The organism is Rhizobium sp. A37_96, assembly GCF_053521765.1.
Genome location: NZ_JBNWDS010000028.1, coordinates 24,837 through 40,821, shown reverse-complemented (window position 1 = coordinate 40,821; position 15,985 = coordinate 24,837). Strand labels below are relative to the sequence as shown.

Here is a 15,985-nt window from a genome sequence, read left to right as displayed (position 1 = left end):
GCAATGATTGCAAAAGGTAAATAGGTGGCCGACTTTTACGCCGCCCGAAGCGGGACTATCCCGCCGCTACCGTGGTAGGTTTTTGCACCGCCGCTCTCACATAGTAGATGTCCTCGACGTTTTTCAGCACTTCGGAATATTGAATGACGCTGGCAAGCGAGGTCAGCTTCACCATGCCGATCGTCTCGTTCCCGATCGGCGGAACGATGACGCGCATGGCCTGCGGCAACACGACTTTCAGCGTCGCTCGCAGTTTCGTCATGCCGATCGACTGCGCGGCTTCCATCTGCCCCTTGTCGATCGACAGAAGGCCGGCGCGCACGACTTCGGCCGTATAGGCGCCCTGCTGAATGCCAAGGCCGAGAAGGGCGGCGACGAACGGCGTCATGATGTCGACCGTTCGAACGGAAAGAACGCCCGGAATGCCGATCGTCGGGAAGATCAGGGCGAGATTGAACCAAAGGAGAAGCTGCAGGAGCGCCGGCGTGCCGCGGAAGAGCCAGACATAGCCGACGGAAATACTGCGCAGGACCGGATTGTCGGACATGCGCATGATGGCCGCGACGACGCCGAGAACGATCCCGACGATCATGGCGCAGAAGGTCATGACGATCGTATTGCCGACCCCTGTCATGACGGACCGGGAGAAGAAGTTTTCTCCGACATATTCCCAGGCAATATCGCCCTTCCAGAAGGCTCTCGCCAACAGGAGAAGGAGGATGATGCATATCGCCGCCATGATCTTGGTGCCGATTTTTCGCTGCGGCACGATCACGAGCGCATTCACGTCGAGTGGCGCTGAATTGGTCAAATTTCGATCCCCTGAGCTCGTTGGTGAGCTTCCGTTTTCTGGTGGGGAAAATTTACGTTGCTTTTGAATTCATCCGCAAACGAGATTTGAACATGCGATTTATGCGCTTCACGCATAAATCTTCAATGATGACGGCAATATTCCGCCGGGAACCGGGCACGGATCGGGATGCTGGTGGATTTGCGGGGGCTGGCCTTTCCCTCACTTCTCCTGCGCAAGCGCTGTCTCGACCGTGCGCAGAAGGCCTTTAAGTTCCGGCTCGCGGACATTGGCTGCCGCCTCATTTGGCGAGAACCATCGAAGCTGGCGCTGGCCGCGTTCCGGAAAGCGCTCGTCCAATCCGGAAACCTCGAGAAGATGGACCTGAACGACCGAAGGAACGGTCTCGCCGGTATCGAGAGACTTCAGATAGGTGTAGTAGCCGAAGCTTTTCTTCTTGGCCTTTCCCTTGACCCCGGCCTCCTCCCAGGCCTCGCGTTCGGCGACCTGATGCGGAAGCTTCTTGTCCATCGGCCACCCTTTGGGGATCACCCACCGGCCGCTTTCGCGCGATGTGATCAGCAGGATCTCGACATCCTTCCGCCCCGGCAGGCGCCTGTAGCAGATCGCGGCGTATTGCTCGATCGAGCGGCCGGCGAAGAGCTTTTCCGCCTCGCCTGCCAGGCGGCTGAGATAGGTCTTTTTATTCATTCGCTGTCACGGCTGCCTGTGGGAGCGGGCTTGGCGTCCGGCTCTGCAAGAGTTCGCCGCGCTCTTCCAGGACAGGATAGGCGGCAGCGGCGACGAAGTGGGAATTGATCTGCTTGAGATCGCGCAGCAGGTCGAGGTGAAGCGAGCTGGTCTCGGCGGTCTCGATGCCACCCTGGCGCAAGCGCTGGAAATGAGCCTCCGTGCCCTCGCGCTCCGCCTTGCGGAAGATAACCTTTTCCTGCGCCAGCATACGGGCGGCACTCTCGTTTTGCGTCATGAACAAGGCTGCCGTCGTCTGCAGGTTCGATTGCAATCGGTCGAACAGCCTTGCCAGCTCGAACTGGCCTTCCTTCGAGAAACTCAAGCCCCGGCGCAGGCGTTTGGCCAGATGCGGCAGAAGGTTCTGGTCGAGCACATCGCCGGCATGCTCCATGTTCATCGAGAACAGCAATATCTCGTTCAGGCGCCGCCTGTCGGCTTCGCCGAGTTCATCGGGATCGATCGAGGTCAGATAGGTTTTTACCGCCGTATTGAGGCTGTCGAGGATATTGTCCAGCGAGCGCAGGCGTGTGAGGGCTTTTCGATCGGTGTCGGAGAGCGCCAGTTTTGCGCCGGCAAGCATTTCCGACAGCACATCGACCAGTCTCAATGCCTCCCGCGCCGCGGCACCGAGAGCGACGACAGGCGTTTCCTTGGCGGCCGGATCGAGATATCTCGGCCGTGTCGGATCGGCCTCGTCGATCTTCTGCGGCAGCAATCTCGTCAGCAGATCGGCATAGGGCCGCAGGAGCGGCATGAACACCACCGCCAGAACGATATTGAAGGCACTATGGAAATTGGCGACGGCACGGGCGCTGTCGCTGTCTATCATGGCCGAAAGGCGCGTCGCCGGCTCGAGCAGACCGATCATCGCGGCCACGCCGACAATGCGCGTCAGCATGTTGCCGATGGGCAGCCGCTTGACGGACAGATCGGCGCCCGATTGCCCTTCGATCAACGGATTGATCGCCGTTCCGAGATTGGCGCCGAGAACGAGGGCAAAGGCCTGATCGACGTTGACGAGACCCTTGCTTGCCAGAGACATGATGAGCAGCACCACGGCAACGCTGGAATGCGCCGCCCAGGTCAGGATCGCGGCCAGAAGCAGGCTGAGAACCGGGGTCGACGCGATGGCATCCAGCACATAGGCCAGCGCCGTCGATCCTTCATACTGCGTCATCAGGTCGAGCAGCTGGTGCAGCGCCAGAAGCATGAAGCCGAGCCCGATCATGACGCGCCCGAGATCGTGCACGCGCGAATTTCCGGTGCGGCGGAACATCAGGACGCCGATCAGGATGAGGGCGGGCGACGCGGCGGCGACATCGAAGGACAGAACCTGGACGATCAGGGTCGTCCCGACGTTGGCGCCCAGCATCACGGCAAGCGCCGGCACCAGATCCACCAGCCCGCCCGCGGCAAAACCCGACGCCATCAGGCCGGTGGCCGTGCTGCTCTGCAGAATGGCGGTGACGCCGATCCCGGCAAAAAACGCCTTCATGCGATTGCTGAGCGCGCGGCCGAGAAAGGAGCGAAGATCGGGGCCGAAAGCGCGCTGGATGCCGGTCTGGACCATGCGCGTGCCCCAAAGCAGAAGGGCGATGTGGCCTGCCAGAGCGACAAGGCCGAGTATAAGCGCCATAGCGGTCCTCCGTATGCTTGCGATGCCCGGAGAATGCCGGACGACAATATCACGATAAGCTAAACTTTCGTTAGCCGACTATGTTTCTCCCTCTTTGCATCTTTTTCAAGACGCATTGTCACAAAACTGTCATAAAATTTATTTTCTCATTTATAAACAGAAGGATAGAGCATAAAATCTTCTGTTATAAACTCGTGGTCATCCGCCTCTGACCGAATCACGCCAGACAAGATCGGAGTGCAGCCGCAACGATTTGCCCTGCACGACGCCATTCTCCGAAAGCCAGGTCACCGCCTCGCGCGCAATTGCCGCAACCGGCTGCGAGAATGTGGTCAACCGGTAGGAAGACCAGGAGGCCTGCTCGATGTCGTCGAAGCCGACGACGCAGAGCTGCTGCGGAATGGAAAGCGAAAACTGATGGCGGGCGGCATCCATGAAACCGCAGGCCAGCAGATCCGTTGCGCAGAAGACCGCATCGGGCCGCTCCTTGCGGGTCAGCAGACGCCGCGCCAGGACGCGGCCGGCCTCGTATCCGGTCCAGCCGTGCCGCTCGACGACGACCTCCAGGCCATGATCCCGGGCGGCGGCGATGAAACCCTCTTCCCTTGCCATGAGGCTCGGCGTGCCGGCTTCCGAGTTGGCAAAGGCGAGCCGGCTGCAGCCCGCTCTGACAAAGGCCGTGACGACGCGCGCTGCCGCCTCGCGGTCGTCGAGATTGATGTGTAGCGGGCCTGACTGATCCTCGTCGCGATTGATCAGCACGAGCCTTTGCCCGCTGCGCAGACAGAGCTGCGTGATCGATTTGTCCGGCAGGCCCGACAGGATGACGGACGCGTCAGCGCGATATCGGATCGCCTGCTGCAGCGCCTTGTTGACGCTGCCGTCCGAGCGGTCCGTATTGATCAGCATCGCCACCTTCCCCGCAAGCTGCAGCTGCAAGGTCAGTTCCCGCAACAGGGCGGAGCGGTAGGGCGTCGCGACATCGGAAACGATCAGGCAGACGATGCCGCTCTCGTTGCGCATCAGCCCGCGGGCGAGATGATTGACCTGATAGCCGAGCTCTTCCGCCGCCTGCAGAACCTTTTGCCGCGTGGCCTCGGATACGCTGGCGCCGGGGGTGAATGCGCGAGACACAGCCGAGCGCGAAACACCCGCCCGCTGCGCCACTTCTTCAGCGCTGACAAAATCTCGTTGCGACACGGTGCCTCCCTATTCGCTGATGAACTTCAGCATAGTTTGCAATCGCGTGCAATACAGCAATCATGTCAGTATTGTGAAACTTTTATGACAGCGCTGGTTGACATGGCAAGCCAACCAATGCAGCATTTGCACACGCTTGCAAGAAGCGCTCGGCGTGGAGGCGCCGCAAAAGCAGGAGGACATCATGCGATTGGTCAATGTGGCCGCGGCAGCCCTTGCCGCGGGAGTATCTTTTGTTGCCTGGTCGGCGCATGCCGCGGGCGATCTGAATGTAATCTGCTCGGCAGATCCGGAAGTCTGCGACCTGATGAAGGGGCTGTTCGAGAAACAGAGCGACATCAAGGTCAACATGGTCCGGCTTTCCGCCGGGGAAACCTATGCCAAGATCCGCGCCGAGGCGCGCAATCCGAAGACGGATATCTGGTGGGCCGGAACCGGCGACCCGCATCTGCAGGCGGCGGCCGAAGGCCTGACCCTCGAATACAAATCACCATTGTTCGATCAATTGCAGGACTGGGCAAAGAAGCAGGCCGAAAGCGCCAACTTCCGCACGGTCGGCGTCTACGCCGGCGCGCTCGGCTGGGGATACAACAGCGAGATCCTGAAGAAAAAGGGCCTGAAGGAGCCAAAGTGCTGGGCTGACCTGACCGACCCTTCCTACAAGGGCGAGATCCAGATCGCTAATCCGAATTCGTCCGGAACGTCCTACAATACGCTTGCGACGCTCGTGCAGATCATGGGCGAGGACAAGGCTTTCGACTATCTCTCGAAGCTCAATGCCAATATCTCGCAATATACGAAATCAGGCTCGGCGCCGGTAAAGGCGGCGGCCCGAGGAGAGGCGACCATCGGCATCGTCTTCATGCATGACGCCGTCGCCCAGACCGTCGAAGGCTTCCCCATCAAGGCGGTCGCTCCCTGCGAGGGCACCGGCTACGAGATCGGCTCCATGTCCATCATCAAGGGCGCCAGAAACCTCGAGAACGCCAAGAAATGGTACGACTGGGCGCTGAGTGCCGAGGCGCAATCGCATATGAAGGACGCCAAATCCTATCAGCTTCCCTCCAACAAATCGGCCGAGGTTCCGAAGGAGGCCCCGAAGTTCGAGGAGATCAAGCTGATCGACTACGACTTCAAGAAGTACGGCGATCCCACGATCCGCAAGGCCTTGCTTGCCCGATGGGACAAGGAAATCGGCGCCAAGGCCAACTGACCGGCCCCTTGACCGTCGTGCCGGCCGGATACGCACGCATCCGGCCGGCATAGTCTCCAAATTCTGCTGAATGGGATGCGAATCCGACCATGACCAATAGCAAACGCCGGCTGGATATTGCGCTTATTCTCGGCATCGCCGCCCTGATACTACTCCCATGGTATCGCATCGAGGACGGCTTCTTCGGCTTTGGCTGGTTGAGCAGCTTTCCTCGCGACCCCTCCACAGCGCCTGGAATCCTGCAAATCTCCAGCTATGGTCGATGGTGGCTCGCGATTGCCGCCGGGCTTTTCGTGCTTGGCGGCATCGCGCGCTTCGTTTCCAGTCCGATGCGGCGCGGCGCGCTCATGGCCTTTGCCGGGGCGTTGGGTTTTGTCTTTCTGGCCCTGCAAGGGCTTGCCATCACCTCCGCGGGCTGGGCCTGGGCGATTAGCGAAACCATGTTCGGAGCCCTGGCGGACGGCCAGCCGGCCATGGGCGCCGGCGCGATCACGCTTGGCATCGTCTTTGTCCTGCTCTTTTCCTTCGGTCTTGCGGAGCGCGGCGTGATGAAGGGCGACGCCTTCGTCGTCAGTTCCATCACGATGCTGATCGTGCTGGTCGCGATCTTCGTATTCTATCCCGTCGGCAGCATGTTCGTCGGCGCCTTCCAGTCATTCGACGGCTCGTTCGATCCCAGCGGCTTCACGACGAACATCCAGGACCCATCGATCTGGAGCCTCAGCTGCATCGTCGGCGGCGACCGTTGCGGCGTTGCCTGGCGCACGCTCTGGCTCGCCATCCTGACGGCGGGAGGATCGACGCTGCTCGGTCTCTGCTTCGCGCTCGTTGCGACCCGCACCCGCTTTCCCTTCAAGAAGGGGCTGAGGCTCCTGACGATCCTGCCGATCATCACGCCCCCCTTCGTGGTCGGGCTTGCCCTCACCCTCCTGTTCGGGCGGGCGGGCGTCGTCACCCAGCTGGCCTCGTCGCTCTTCGGAACGGAGCCCAGCCGCTGGCTTTACGGCCTGACCGGCATATGGATCGCGCAAGTCCTTTCCTTCACGCCGATTTCCTTTCTCGTTCTCATCGGCGTGGTCGAAGGCGTCAGCCCGTCGATGGAAGAGGCGTCGCAGACCCTGCGTGCCAATCGCTGGCGCACCTTCTGGCGGGTATCGCTGCCGTTGATGAAGCCGGGTCTCGCAAATGCCTTCCTGATCGGCTTCATCGAGAGCATGGCCGACTTCGGCAATCCGATGGTGCTCGGCGGCAGCCATGGCGTTCTGTCGACCGAGATCTTCTTCAGTGTCGTCGGGGCGCAGAACGACCCGTCTCGCGCCGCGGTCCTCGCCATGATCCTGCTCGTCTTTACGCTGAGCGCATTCCTTGCCCAGCGCCTCTGGCTGCAAGGCAAGAGCTTCGCGACGGTGACAGGCAAGGGCGATTCAGGTGCGCACGCCGCCTTGCCCCGAGGCCTCTCGATCGCGGTCCACGCGCTTGTCATTCCCTGGATGCTCTTTACCGTCGTCGTCTATGTCATGATCCTCTTCGGCGGCTTCGTGCGGACCTGGGGCCTCGACAACACGCTAACGGTCGAGCATTACGTCAAGGCTTTCTCGATCGGCCTGCGCGACGATGGCGGCCTTGCCTGGAGCGGCGTCGCCTGGAACTCTTTCTGGACGACGATGGAAATCGCGCTGATCTCCGCGCCGCTGACGGCCGCCGTCGGCCTGCTCACCGCCTATCTGATCGTGCGCCAGAAGTTCGTCGGTCGCGGCCTGTTCGAGTTCGCACTGATGATGAGCTTCGCCATCCCCGGCACGGTCATCGGCATCAGCTACATCATGGCCTTCAACCTGCCGCCGCTGGAAATGACCGGAACCGCCCTGATCCTCGTCGCCTGCTTCGTGTTCCGCAACATGCCGGTTGGCGTTCGCGGCGGCGTGGCCGCCATGAGCCAGCTCGACAAGAGCCTCGACGAGGCATCGCTGACGCTGCGGGCCAACAGCCTGCGCACCATACGGAAAGTGATCCTGCCGTTGCTCCGGCCGGCGATCAACGCAGCGCTGGTCTATTCCTTCGTGCGCGCCATCACCTCTATCAGCGCGGTCATCTTCCTCGTCAGCGCCCAGTACAATATGTCCACGGCCTATATCGTCGGCCTGGTCGAAAACGGCGAATACGGCGTCGCGATCGCTTATTCCTCCGCTCTCATCGTCGTCATGATTACCATCATCGCCGGCTTCCAGCTGCTCGTCGGCGAAAGGCGGTTGCGGCGCGTGAACCGTGTCGCCATGACGCCATCACCGACAACCTCCGCATCCCTCGCTCAGGAGAAAACCGCATGAACCCGAAGGCTCCCGGTTCCGTCGTCTTCGAGAATGTCCGCAAGACCTTTGGCGCGTTCACCGCCATCCCCGATCTGTCGCTCACCATCGAGCCGGGAACGCTTGTGACCCTGCTCGGCCCTTCCGGCTGCGGCAAGACGACGACGCTTCGCATGCTGGCGGGGCTCGAGCATCCCTCCTCCGGCCGTATCCTGATCGGCGGCAAGGATGTCACCATGCTCCCGGCCAACGAGCGCGACGTTTCGATGGTCTTCCAGAGCTATGCTTTGTTTCCGCACATGACGGCGCTCGACAATGTCGCCTACGGGCTCGAATCCTCCGGCATGAGACGCAGAGAAGCGCGCGAGAAGGCGGAAGGCGCCCTCAGCCTCGTCGGCCTGGCCGGCATGGGCGCACGCCTTCCCGCCGAACTCTCCGGCGGCCAGCAGCAGCGTGTCGCCGTCGCCCGCGCCCTCGTCGTCGAACCCCAGGTGCTGCTTCTCGACGAACCGCTCTCCAATCTCGATGCCCGCCTGCGCCGGCGCGTCAGGACGGACATCCGCGAATTGCAGCAGCGCCTCGGCTTTACCGCCGTCTACGTCACCCATGACCAGGACGAGGCGCTCGCCGTCTCCGACCGCATCATCGTCATGAAGGAGGGTGGGATCGCGCAGCAAGGCGCACCGCGCGAGCTTTACGATGCGCCGGCCTCCGCCTTCATCGCCGATTTCATGGGCGAGGCCAACGTCATGCCCTGCGACATCGTCGAAACCGACGGCAACAGCGCAACGATTGCGATCGAGGGGCTGCGCCACCAGGTGAACGGCCGCGCAGTCAGGCCGGGGCCGGCTCAGCTTGCCGTCAGACCGAACGCCATCATGCTGACACCAAGAACTGGTGACGGCCCGTTCAACGGCCAGATCGTCCATTCCGCCTATCTCGGCGATCATGTCGAATATGAGGTGCAGACCGATCGCGGCTCCCTCTTCGTCGTCGACGCGACCGTCGATGCAGCCCTCCCTCCCCGCACGGACGTCACGATCAGCTTCAAGGATCGCGGCATCGCAGTCATCGGCGGCTAAACGCCGTCAAACATCAGACGATCAAGGACCTATTGAATGACATCCGCATCTCCCGCCGATCTCGAAACACGTCTTGCGCTGGCCGAAGCGATTGGCCGCGAAGCAGGAAAACTCGCTCTCGACTATTTCAAACGCCGCGAGACGCTGGTCATCGAAACCAAGCGCGACCTGCAGGATGTCGTCTCGATCGCCGACCGGGACGTCGAAAATCTCATCCGCGCCCGCATCCACGAGGCTTACCCTCATGACAGTATTCTCGGCGAAGAGTATGGGCTTGAAACGGGCACGTCCGGCTACACCTGGGTCGTCGACCCGATCGACGGGACAAGCCCCTTCGTCAATGGCATGCCCAACTGGTGCGTTTCCATCGCCGTGCTGCACGACGGCATTCCGGTGATCGGCGTCATCTCGGCGCCCTGCCACGACGAGCTTTACGTCGCCGCGCTCGGCAAGGGCGCCACCCTCAACGGCAAGAGCCTCAAGCTCGATGACACCCGCAACATCCGCAACGCCGTGACCGGGATCGGCGCCAACAATCACGTCACCCCAGCCTTCGTCGCGAAAATGGTCGAGCAGGTCCTGGAGGCCGGTGGCAACTTCATCCGCAACGGCTCGGGTGCGCTGATGCTCGCCTATGTCGCGGCCGGACGCCTCGTCGGCTACTACGAACCCTATATGCACGCCTGGGATTGCCTTGCCGGCTATTGCCTCGTGAAGGAGGCCGGCGGCTGGTACCATCCTTTCCCGACCGAAGGCGAACGCCTGACCAAGGGATCGGTGGTTCTCGGCGCAGCGCCCGGCGCGATCGACGATTTGCGAAAGATCGCCGGCGTTTAAAGCCGACGCCGATATCCCGACAGAGCTGCGACCGTCCGAAATGGCAAGTCGCAGTTCACCCCAGCCTGGAACTCGGCTCGATTGCGCCAATATGACAGATAGCCCGTGGGTAGCGGCGCTGCGAGCATTTCCGGCTTGATCCGGGAGAGCGGATTGGCGAGGATCTGATGATGACCTGTTTTATCTGTGCCGCTTGCGGCACGCAGTTCGACGAAAGCATCGAGCCTCCACGAACCTGCCCCATCTGCGAGGACGATCGCCAGTTCGTACCGCAATCGGGGCAGCAATGGACCAACATGACAACCCTTCGCGCGACGCATGGTATCGTCTGGAAGGAAGAGGCAAAGGGCATTCACAGCCTGCAGATCTCGCCCGATTTCGGCATCGGCCAGCGCGCCTTCCTGATCGAGACACCGGAGGGCAACATCCTCTGGGACTGCCTCAGCCTCATCGACGAGGCCAGCAAAGCCCGGATTGTCGCCATGGGCGGCCTGAGTGCGATCGCGATCTCCCACCCGCATTTCTATGCATCGATGATCGAATGGAGTGCGGCCTTCGGCAACGCGCCGATCCATATTCACGCCGACGATGGTCGATGGGTGCAGAGAACCACCGCTGCGCTTCGCCCCTTAACGGGAGAGTCGCTGGAGATAGGCCCGGCCATCATGATCCGTTGCGGCGGACATTTCGAGGGCAGCGCGGTGTTGCATTGCCCATGGCTCGAAGATAGGCGCGGCGCCCTCTTCGTCGGCGACACCATGCAGGTGACCATGGATCGGCGATATGTCAGCTTCATGCGCAGCTACCCCAACCTCGTTCCCCTCAACGCCAAGGCCGTGAAGGCGATTGCGCAGGCGGTGCGGCCATACCGGTTTGAAGCCATCTACGGCGCATTCCCGGGTCGAACGATCGAGAACGACGGCAATCGCATCGTGGAGCGCTCCGCGGAGAGATATCTGGAAGCGATCGCCAGCTAGGGTTTCAATCCGCTTCGAATGCCATCTTCGATATGGATCCCGCCGGCCAGTCTTTCATAAATCGCACCGCGGTTTCCATCGCGAGGCCCGCGATCCATCGTGATTAAAGACACCTTAACGCTTCTGCATCATATCTGACCGCATGTCTCATTAAGGCATGCGCGGCGCCATGACGGCATTTGCTGGGAATGACCATGTCGTTTGGCGCGTCCGGCTTCTTGATTTCCGCGATCATCAACCTACCGGACAACTTATAGGGACCGATCCCGTGCAGACCCGTTTCAATTTGATGACGAAGATACTGGTGGTGGCATCACTGGTTGTCATTGCCGCCCTCTGCGGCTTTTCAATCTATATCGACAGTCTCCAGCGCGGCGTCGCCCACGACGCGGTCAAGGGAGAAATCGAATCCTCCGGCCTGCAGGCGTCCCAGAGCATTTCGAACTGGTTGAATGCGCGCGTCATGCTGACCGAGCTCGCAGCCAACGCCGCCGCCAAGGCCGGAAATCCAGCTGCTATCGCCAGCGCCTTCGACAATCCCGTGCTGTTACGGGAGTTCATGTCAACCTACGTGGGCGATGAGCAAGGCGCTTTCACCAGCGTCCCCAACCAGGAGCTTCCGGCAGGTTACGATCCGCGCAAGCGCCCCTGGTACAAGGATGCGGTGCAGGCCGACAAGCTGGTCCTGACCGATCCCTACAACGACGCCTCGACGGGCAATCTGATCATCAGCGCCGCCATGCCGGTCAAGCGCGACGGCAAGCTGTTCGGCGTTGCCGCCAGCGATTTCTCCCTTGGCTCGCTGGTTTCCATGATCAAGGCGGTCACGATGGGCGGGAAAGGATCGGCCTTCCTGATCAAGAACGACGGAACCATTCTCGTCCACCAGGACCAGCAGCTGGTCACCAAGAAGCTCACGGACGCGTTTCCGCAAGCGACGCCGACGATCGGTTCCGGCATTTCCGAGACGACCTTCAACGGCAAGCCCGTTCTCGTCAGCTTCCTGCCCATCGAAGGCCTGCCGCGCTCCGATTGGTATCTGGGAGTTCAGATAGACCGCGACATGGCATTCGCCAGCATCGCCAAGTTCCGTATCGCCGCCACGGTCGCGACCGTCATCGGCGTCGTCACGCTGATCATCGTACTGGCTGCCCTGCTGTCGAGCCTCGTCGTGCGCCCTGTGCTGCAGATGACGAGCGCCATGGGCCGGCTTGCAGGCGGTGACGTCTCCGCCGAAATACCGGGGACCGACAGGAAGGACGAGCTTGGACGCATGGCAGCAGCCGTTGCCGTCTTCCGGGACAATATGATCCAGCGAGGCCGCCTGACGAAGGAGGCCGAGGAAACACGCATGCTCAGCGAGCAGGAGCGCCGGGAGCGCGAAGCGCTGAAGGCCAGCGAGGAAGAGCAGATCGCCTCCGCCGTGCATTCGCTTGCCGATGGACTTGGTCGTTTGGCAAACGGCGATCTGGTGCATCGCATCACGACTCCTTTCGTCGGCGATCTCGACCGCCTGCGGACCGATTTCAATACATCGGTCGCGCGACTGCACGACGCCATGGCTACCGTTGGCCGCAATGCACGGGCAATCGACACCGGCGCGACGGAAATCCGCTCGGCTGCCGACAACCTTGCGCGGCGTACCGAACAGCAGGCGGCTTCCGTCGAAGAGACTGCCGCAGCGCTTGAGGAAATCACGACCACGGTCAAGGACAGCGCCCGCCGGGCCGAGGAAGTCGGTCAGCTCGTCACCCGCGCCCGCAGCGGTGCGGAGAAATCCGGCGAGATTGTCGAAAAGGCCGTCGGCGCGATGAACATGATCGAAAAGTCGTCGGGCGAAATCTCCAACATCATCGGCGTCATCGACGATATCGCCTTCCAGACGAACCTGCTCGCCCTCAATGCCGGCGTGGAAGCGGCCCGCGCGGGCGAAGCCGGCAAGGGCTTTGCCGTGGTTGCGCAGGAAGTTCGCGAACTGGCGCAGCGCTCCGCTCAGGCCGCCAAGGAAATCAAATCCTTGATCACCGCCTCCGGCGAGCAGGTCAAGAACGGCGTCACCCTCGTCAACCAGACGGGCGAAGCGCTCGACGTGATCGTGCGCGATGTCCAGGAGATCAACCAGAACATCGAGGCGATCGTCCGGTCTTCCCGCGAACAGTCGACCGGCCTGCAGGAGATCAACGTCGCGGTCAACACCATGGACCAGGGCACTCAGCAGAACGCCGCAATGGTCGAGGAACAGACGGCGGCAAGCCATGGCCTTGCTTCCGAGGCGGCCACGCTGAACGAATTGCTCGCTCAGTTTCGCATTGCCGAACAGGCCGTCCGTGAGGCGCGCACGCGCCGCGCCGCCTGAAGAATACAGTCTGAAACCAGTTCCGCCCGCCTGAATGCGAAAGCAGGAAGGCGGGCGGCAACACTCGACATTCGCACAACGAGCGGTGAGCTGTTGCTCGCATCCTCTCCGAACCGCTCCTCCACGGCTCATGTGGCGCGTGGTATCAGCCTTGCCGCGCCTGCCTGTAGTGCGCCGGGTCCGGGATGGGGACCGCGGCCATCAGGTTTCGCGTGTAGTCGTCGCCCGGATTCTCGAACACCTGCCGGCGCGTGCCGATCTCGACGATGCGGCCGCCGCGCATGACCGCGACGTGATGCGACATCTTCTCGATGACGGCCATGTCGTGCGAGATGAAGAGATAGGCAAGGCCCATCTGCTCCTGCAGCTCAAGCATCAGGTCGAGAACGCGCGCGCGCACCGAAACATCCAGTGCAGCCACGCTTTCGTCCGCAACGATGAGTTTTGGCTCCAGCGCAAGCGCGCGCGCAATACAGATACGCTGGCGCTGCCCGCCGGAAAACTCGTGCGGATAGCGGGTCGCGGCGTCCGGCGTGAGCCCGACGCGCTTCAGCAACGCAGCGATACGATCCCTGCGTTCGGAGGCATTGCCGACATCATGGATCACCAGCGGCTCGGCGATCGCTGCGCCGACATTCATACGCGGATCGAGCGAGGCGTAGGGGTCCTGGAAAATCATCTGAGCGGCACGACGCGTCGGCTGCATTTTTGCCGGCGATAGTCCCTGGACCTCGCGCCCTTCGATCTTCACGCTGCCATCGAAAGCGATGAGATTGAGCACTGCCTTGCCCGTCGTCGACTTGCCGGAGCCGCTTTCTCCCACCAATCCGAGCGTCTGCCCGGCCTTGATCGCGAAGGAAACCTCGTTGACGGTCGGCGCGCTGCTCGCCCCCTTGCCGAAGAAACCTCGCTTCGCGCCATAGGTCACGCTCAGCTTTTGAACATCGAGAATGGGCGTATCGGACACGGCTCGCCTCGGCGCATCCGATACGCGCGGCGGCCCGTCCGTTCCGGCATGCGCCCCAAGCCGGGGCACGGCGGCCAGCAGCTCCCGCGTATAGGGCTGGGTCGGCTCGCCGAAGACGGTGAGCGCATCGCCCTCCTCCACGATACGGCCATGCTGCATGATGGCGACGCGATCGGCCATTTCCGCCACGACGCCCATGTCATGGGTGATCAGGAGGATCGAGGTATTGAACTCGCTGCGAAGCTCGCGCATCAGCGTCAGGATCTGCGCCTGAACGGTGACGTCGAGCGCCGTCGTCGGCTCGTCGGCAATCAGCACCTTGGGGCGGCAGGACAGCGCCATGGCGATCATCACGCGCTGGCGCATGCCGCCCGAAAGCTCATGCGGATATTGCTTCAGGCGCCTGGCGGCATCGTTGATATGAACAGCGTCGAGCATCGACTTGGCAATCTGCGCGGCATTATCGGCAGTGCCGGCCTGATGCTCGCGAATGGCCTCGACAAGCTGCTCGCCGATGGTCATCACCGGATTGAGCGACGTCATCGGCTCCTGAAAGATCATCGCCACCTCGCCGCCGCGGATCCGGCGAAGCGCGCGATGCGGAATGCCCACGATATTGCGGCCCTCCAGCAGGATCTCGCCGGAGGCGACCTTGAGCGAGGTCTTGGGAAGCAACCCCATGATGGACAGCGAGGTTACCGATTTTCCCGAGCCGGATTCGCCGGCAAGACAAAGCGTCTTGCCTGGCTCCAGGTCGAAGCTCACGTCGTCGAGAATGCGCTTCAGCCCTTCCGGCGTTCTTGCATCGACGCTCAGATTGCGGACGGAGAGAACCGCTGGACGGCCGCTTTGACTGGTCACGCGAAGACGATCCTTGGAAAGTAGAAGGACACGACCCAGTTGGGCATATCGACGATCTCGCTGATCCGGAGATCGCCGCATACCGAGCAGAGCATGTAGGCATCGACAGGCTTGAGGCCATGTTCGGCGACAAGAAGATCGATCATGCGCATGACCGCTTCGCGCGCGCCGGTCATCAGATCCGGGCCGATGCCGGTCGTTACCTCATAGCCGGCACTGTCGAGATGCCTGGTTACCGGCTCCGTCGTGGTGAAGCGCGGCGTCTGCAGGTTCGCACCCTTGACGAGGTCGAGGGTGAGCTCGACGTTCATCTGGCTTTCGATGGCCGTGCCGCAGACCTCGCCATCCCCTTGGGCTGCATGCGTATCGCCGACCGAGAAAAGAGCACCTTCCGTTTCGACGGGCAGATAGAGCGTGACGCCGGCGGTCAGGTCACGGATATCCAAGTTGCCGCCGACGCGCCGCGGCGGCACGACGGAATGCAGTCCGGGTTCGGCAGGCGCCACGCCGATCGTTCCGGTAAAAGGCTTGAGCGGCACACGGCCGCCGGGGCCGAAAGCGGATGGCGCCATGGTGACGCTGTCATAGGTCCAGACGTGCAGCGCCGGCTCCTTGAACTGGTCCGCCAGCAGGCCGAAACCGGGAATATTCGCCGTCCAGCCGTGGCCGATCGGGTGAAACTTGCGGATGGTCACCTTGAGCGCATCGCCAGGCTCCGCGCCTTCGACATAGACCGGACCGGAGACGGGATTGATCTTGCCAAAGTCCAGATTGACGAGCGTTTCCAACGTCGCGTCGGCACCCAGCTGTCCGCCGGAGGAATCAAGGCATTCGAATAGTATGGTCTCGCCGGCCTTGGCCGTCAGCGCCGGCGGAAAATCCTTGTTCCAGCCAAAGTTGTGTTGTGCGCGATGAATGGTGTGGGTGCAGGCGATGCACATGAGGGTCTCCGGGGTCAAATCCGCTGATTGCCATCCCGCCCCCTCGGAGTTCGAGGGAGCGGGTTC

General features: G+C 61.9%; 12 protein-coding genes. 6 read left to right on the top strand and 6 right to left on the bottom strand.

What is annotated here, in order from left to right:
* Positions 1 to 55 precede the first annotated feature (55 nt).
* The 4 genes from ACQZ6J_RS32515 to ACQZ6J_RS32500 all read right to left on the bottom strand — a co-directional run bounded on the left by ACQZ6J_RS32515 (position 56) and on the right by ACQZ6J_RS32500 (position 4,379).
* A complete protein-coding gene (locus ACQZ6J_RS32515) occupies positions 56 to 811 on the bottom strand; it encodes an amino acid ABC transporter permease (RefSeq protein ID WP_449087055.1) in 756 nt (251 codons plus the stop codon).
* A gap of 201 nt (positions 812 to 1,012) precedes the next feature.
* Positions 1,013 to 1,501, bottom strand: a complete 489-nt coding sequence (locus ACQZ6J_RS32510; protein ID WP_449087054.1) for an NUDIX hydrolase — start codon at positions 1,499 to 1,501, stop codon at positions 1,013 to 1,015.
* The gene (locus tag ACQZ6J_RS32505; RefSeq protein WP_449087053.1) at positions 1,494 to 3,179 is read right to left on the bottom strand and encodes a Na/Pi cotransporter family protein; all 1,686 of its coding nucleotides are present in this window, start codon (positions 3,177 to 3,179) and stop codon (positions 1,494 to 1,496) included. Before ACQZ6J_RS32505 ends, ACQZ6J_RS32510 begins: the two co-directional genes overlap by 8 nt.
* Positions 3,180 to 3,377: 198 nt before the next feature.
* Positions 3,378 to 4,379 (bottom strand): LacI family DNA-binding transcriptional regulator, encoded by a 1,002-nt coding sequence (locus tag ACQZ6J_RS32500; RefSeq protein ID WP_449087052.1) that lies wholly within the window; start codon positions 4,377 to 4,379, stop codon positions 3,378 to 3,380.
* Between the two features lie 184 nt (positions 4,380 to 4,563).
* Here ACQZ6J_RS32500 and ACQZ6J_RS32495 point away from each other — a divergent pair, with 184 nt between their 5' ends.
* The 6 genes from ACQZ6J_RS32495 (at position 4,564) to mcpU (ending at position 13,150) form a co-directional block, all read left to right on the top strand.
* The gene (locus tag ACQZ6J_RS32495) at positions 4,564 to 5,592 is read left to right on the top strand and encodes an ABC transporter substrate-binding protein (protein WP_449087051.1); all 1,029 of its coding nucleotides are present in this window, start codon (positions 4,564 to 4,566) and stop codon (positions 5,590 to 5,592) included.
* 89 nt (positions 5,593 to 5,681) lie between these two features.
* The gene (locus ACQZ6J_RS32490; RefSeq protein WP_163990583.1) at positions 5,682 to 7,919 is read left to right on the top strand and encodes an ABC transporter permease; all 2,238 of its coding nucleotides are present in this window, start codon (positions 5,682 to 5,684) and stop codon (positions 7,917 to 7,919) included.
* On the top strand, positions 7,916 to 8,980 hold the full coding sequence (locus tag ACQZ6J_RS32485) for an ABC transporter ATP-binding protein (protein WP_449087050.1): 1,065 nt from the start codon (positions 7,916 to 7,918) through the stop codon (positions 8,978 to 8,980). Before ACQZ6J_RS32490 ends, ACQZ6J_RS32485 begins: the two co-directional genes overlap by 4 nt.
* 36 nt (positions 8,981 to 9,016) lie before the next feature.
* Positions 9,017 to 9,817 carry an inositol monophosphatase family protein gene (locus ACQZ6J_RS32480; protein ID WP_449087049.1) on the top strand — a complete coding sequence of 267 codons (801 nt, stop codon included), beginning with the start codon at positions 9,017 to 9,019 and terminating at the stop codon, positions 9,815 to 9,817.
* 170 nt (positions 9,818 to 9,987) lie between these two features.
* On the top strand, positions 9,988 to 10,794 hold the full coding sequence (locus ACQZ6J_RS32475; protein WP_449087048.1) for an MBL fold metallo-hydrolase: 807 nt from the start codon (positions 9,988 to 9,990) through the stop codon (positions 10,792 to 10,794).
* 289 nt (positions 10,795 to 11,083) lie between these two features.
* Positions 11,084 to 13,150, top strand: a complete 2,067-nt coding sequence (gene mcpU / locus ACQZ6J_RS32470; protein ID WP_449087057.1) for a methyl-accepting chemotaxis protein McpU — start codon at positions 11,084 to 11,086, stop codon at positions 13,148 to 13,150.
* Between the two features lie 145 nt (positions 13,151 to 13,295).
* Here mcpU and ACQZ6J_RS32465 read toward each other — a convergent pair whose 3' ends face one another.
* The gene (locus tag ACQZ6J_RS32465; RefSeq protein ID WP_449087047.1) at positions 13,296 to 14,978 is read right to left on the bottom strand and encodes an ABC transporter ATP-binding protein; all 1,683 of its coding nucleotides are present in this window, start codon (positions 14,976 to 14,978) and stop codon (positions 13,296 to 13,298) included.
* Positions 14,975 to 15,919 (bottom strand): acetamidase/formamidase family protein, encoded by a 945-nt coding sequence (locus tag ACQZ6J_RS32460; protein ID WP_449087046.1) that lies wholly within the window; start codon positions 15,917 to 15,919, stop codon positions 14,975 to 14,977. Before ACQZ6J_RS32460 ends, ACQZ6J_RS32465 begins: the two co-directional genes overlap by 4 nt.
* Positions 15,920 to 15,985 lie beyond the last annotated feature (66 nt).

Excerpts from the sequence above, each read along its gene's own strand:
- ACQZ6J_RS32510 (WP_449087054.1), bottom strand. The coding sequence starts at position 1,501 with ATGAATAAAAAGACCTATCTCAGCCGCCTGGCAGGCGAGGCGGAAAAG.
- ACQZ6J_RS32505 (WP_449087053.1), bottom strand. The coding sequence starts at position 3,179 with ATGGCGCTTATACTCGGCCTTGTCGCTCTGGCAGGCCACATCGCCCTT.
- ACQZ6J_RS32495 (WP_449087051.1), top strand. The coding sequence starts at position 4,564 with ATGCGATTGGTCAATGTGGCCGCGGCAGCCCTTGCCGCGGGAGTATCT.
- ACQZ6J_RS32490 (WP_163990583.1), top strand. The coding sequence starts at position 5,682 with ATGACCAATAGCAAACGCCGGCTGGATATTGCGCTTATTCTCGGCATC.
- ACQZ6J_RS32485 (WP_449087050.1), top strand. The coding sequence starts at position 7,916 with ATGAACCCGAAGGCTCCCGGTTCCGTCGTCTTCGAGAATGTCCGCAAG.
- ACQZ6J_RS32480 (WP_449087049.1), top strand. The coding sequence starts at position 9,017 with ATGACATCCGCATCTCCCGCCGATCTCGAAACACGTCTTGCGCTGGCC.
- ACQZ6J_RS32475 (WP_449087048.1), top strand. The coding sequence starts at position 9,988 with ATGACCTGTTTTATCTGTGCCGCTTGCGGCACGCAGTTCGACGAAAGC.
- mcpU (WP_449087057.1), top strand. The coding sequence starts at position 11,084 with ATGACGAAGATACTGGTGGTGGCATCACTGGTTGTCATTGCCGCCCTC.
- ACQZ6J_RS32460 (WP_449087046.1), bottom strand. The coding sequence starts at position 15,919 with ATGTGCATCGCCTGCACCCACACCATTCATCGCGCACAACACAACTTT.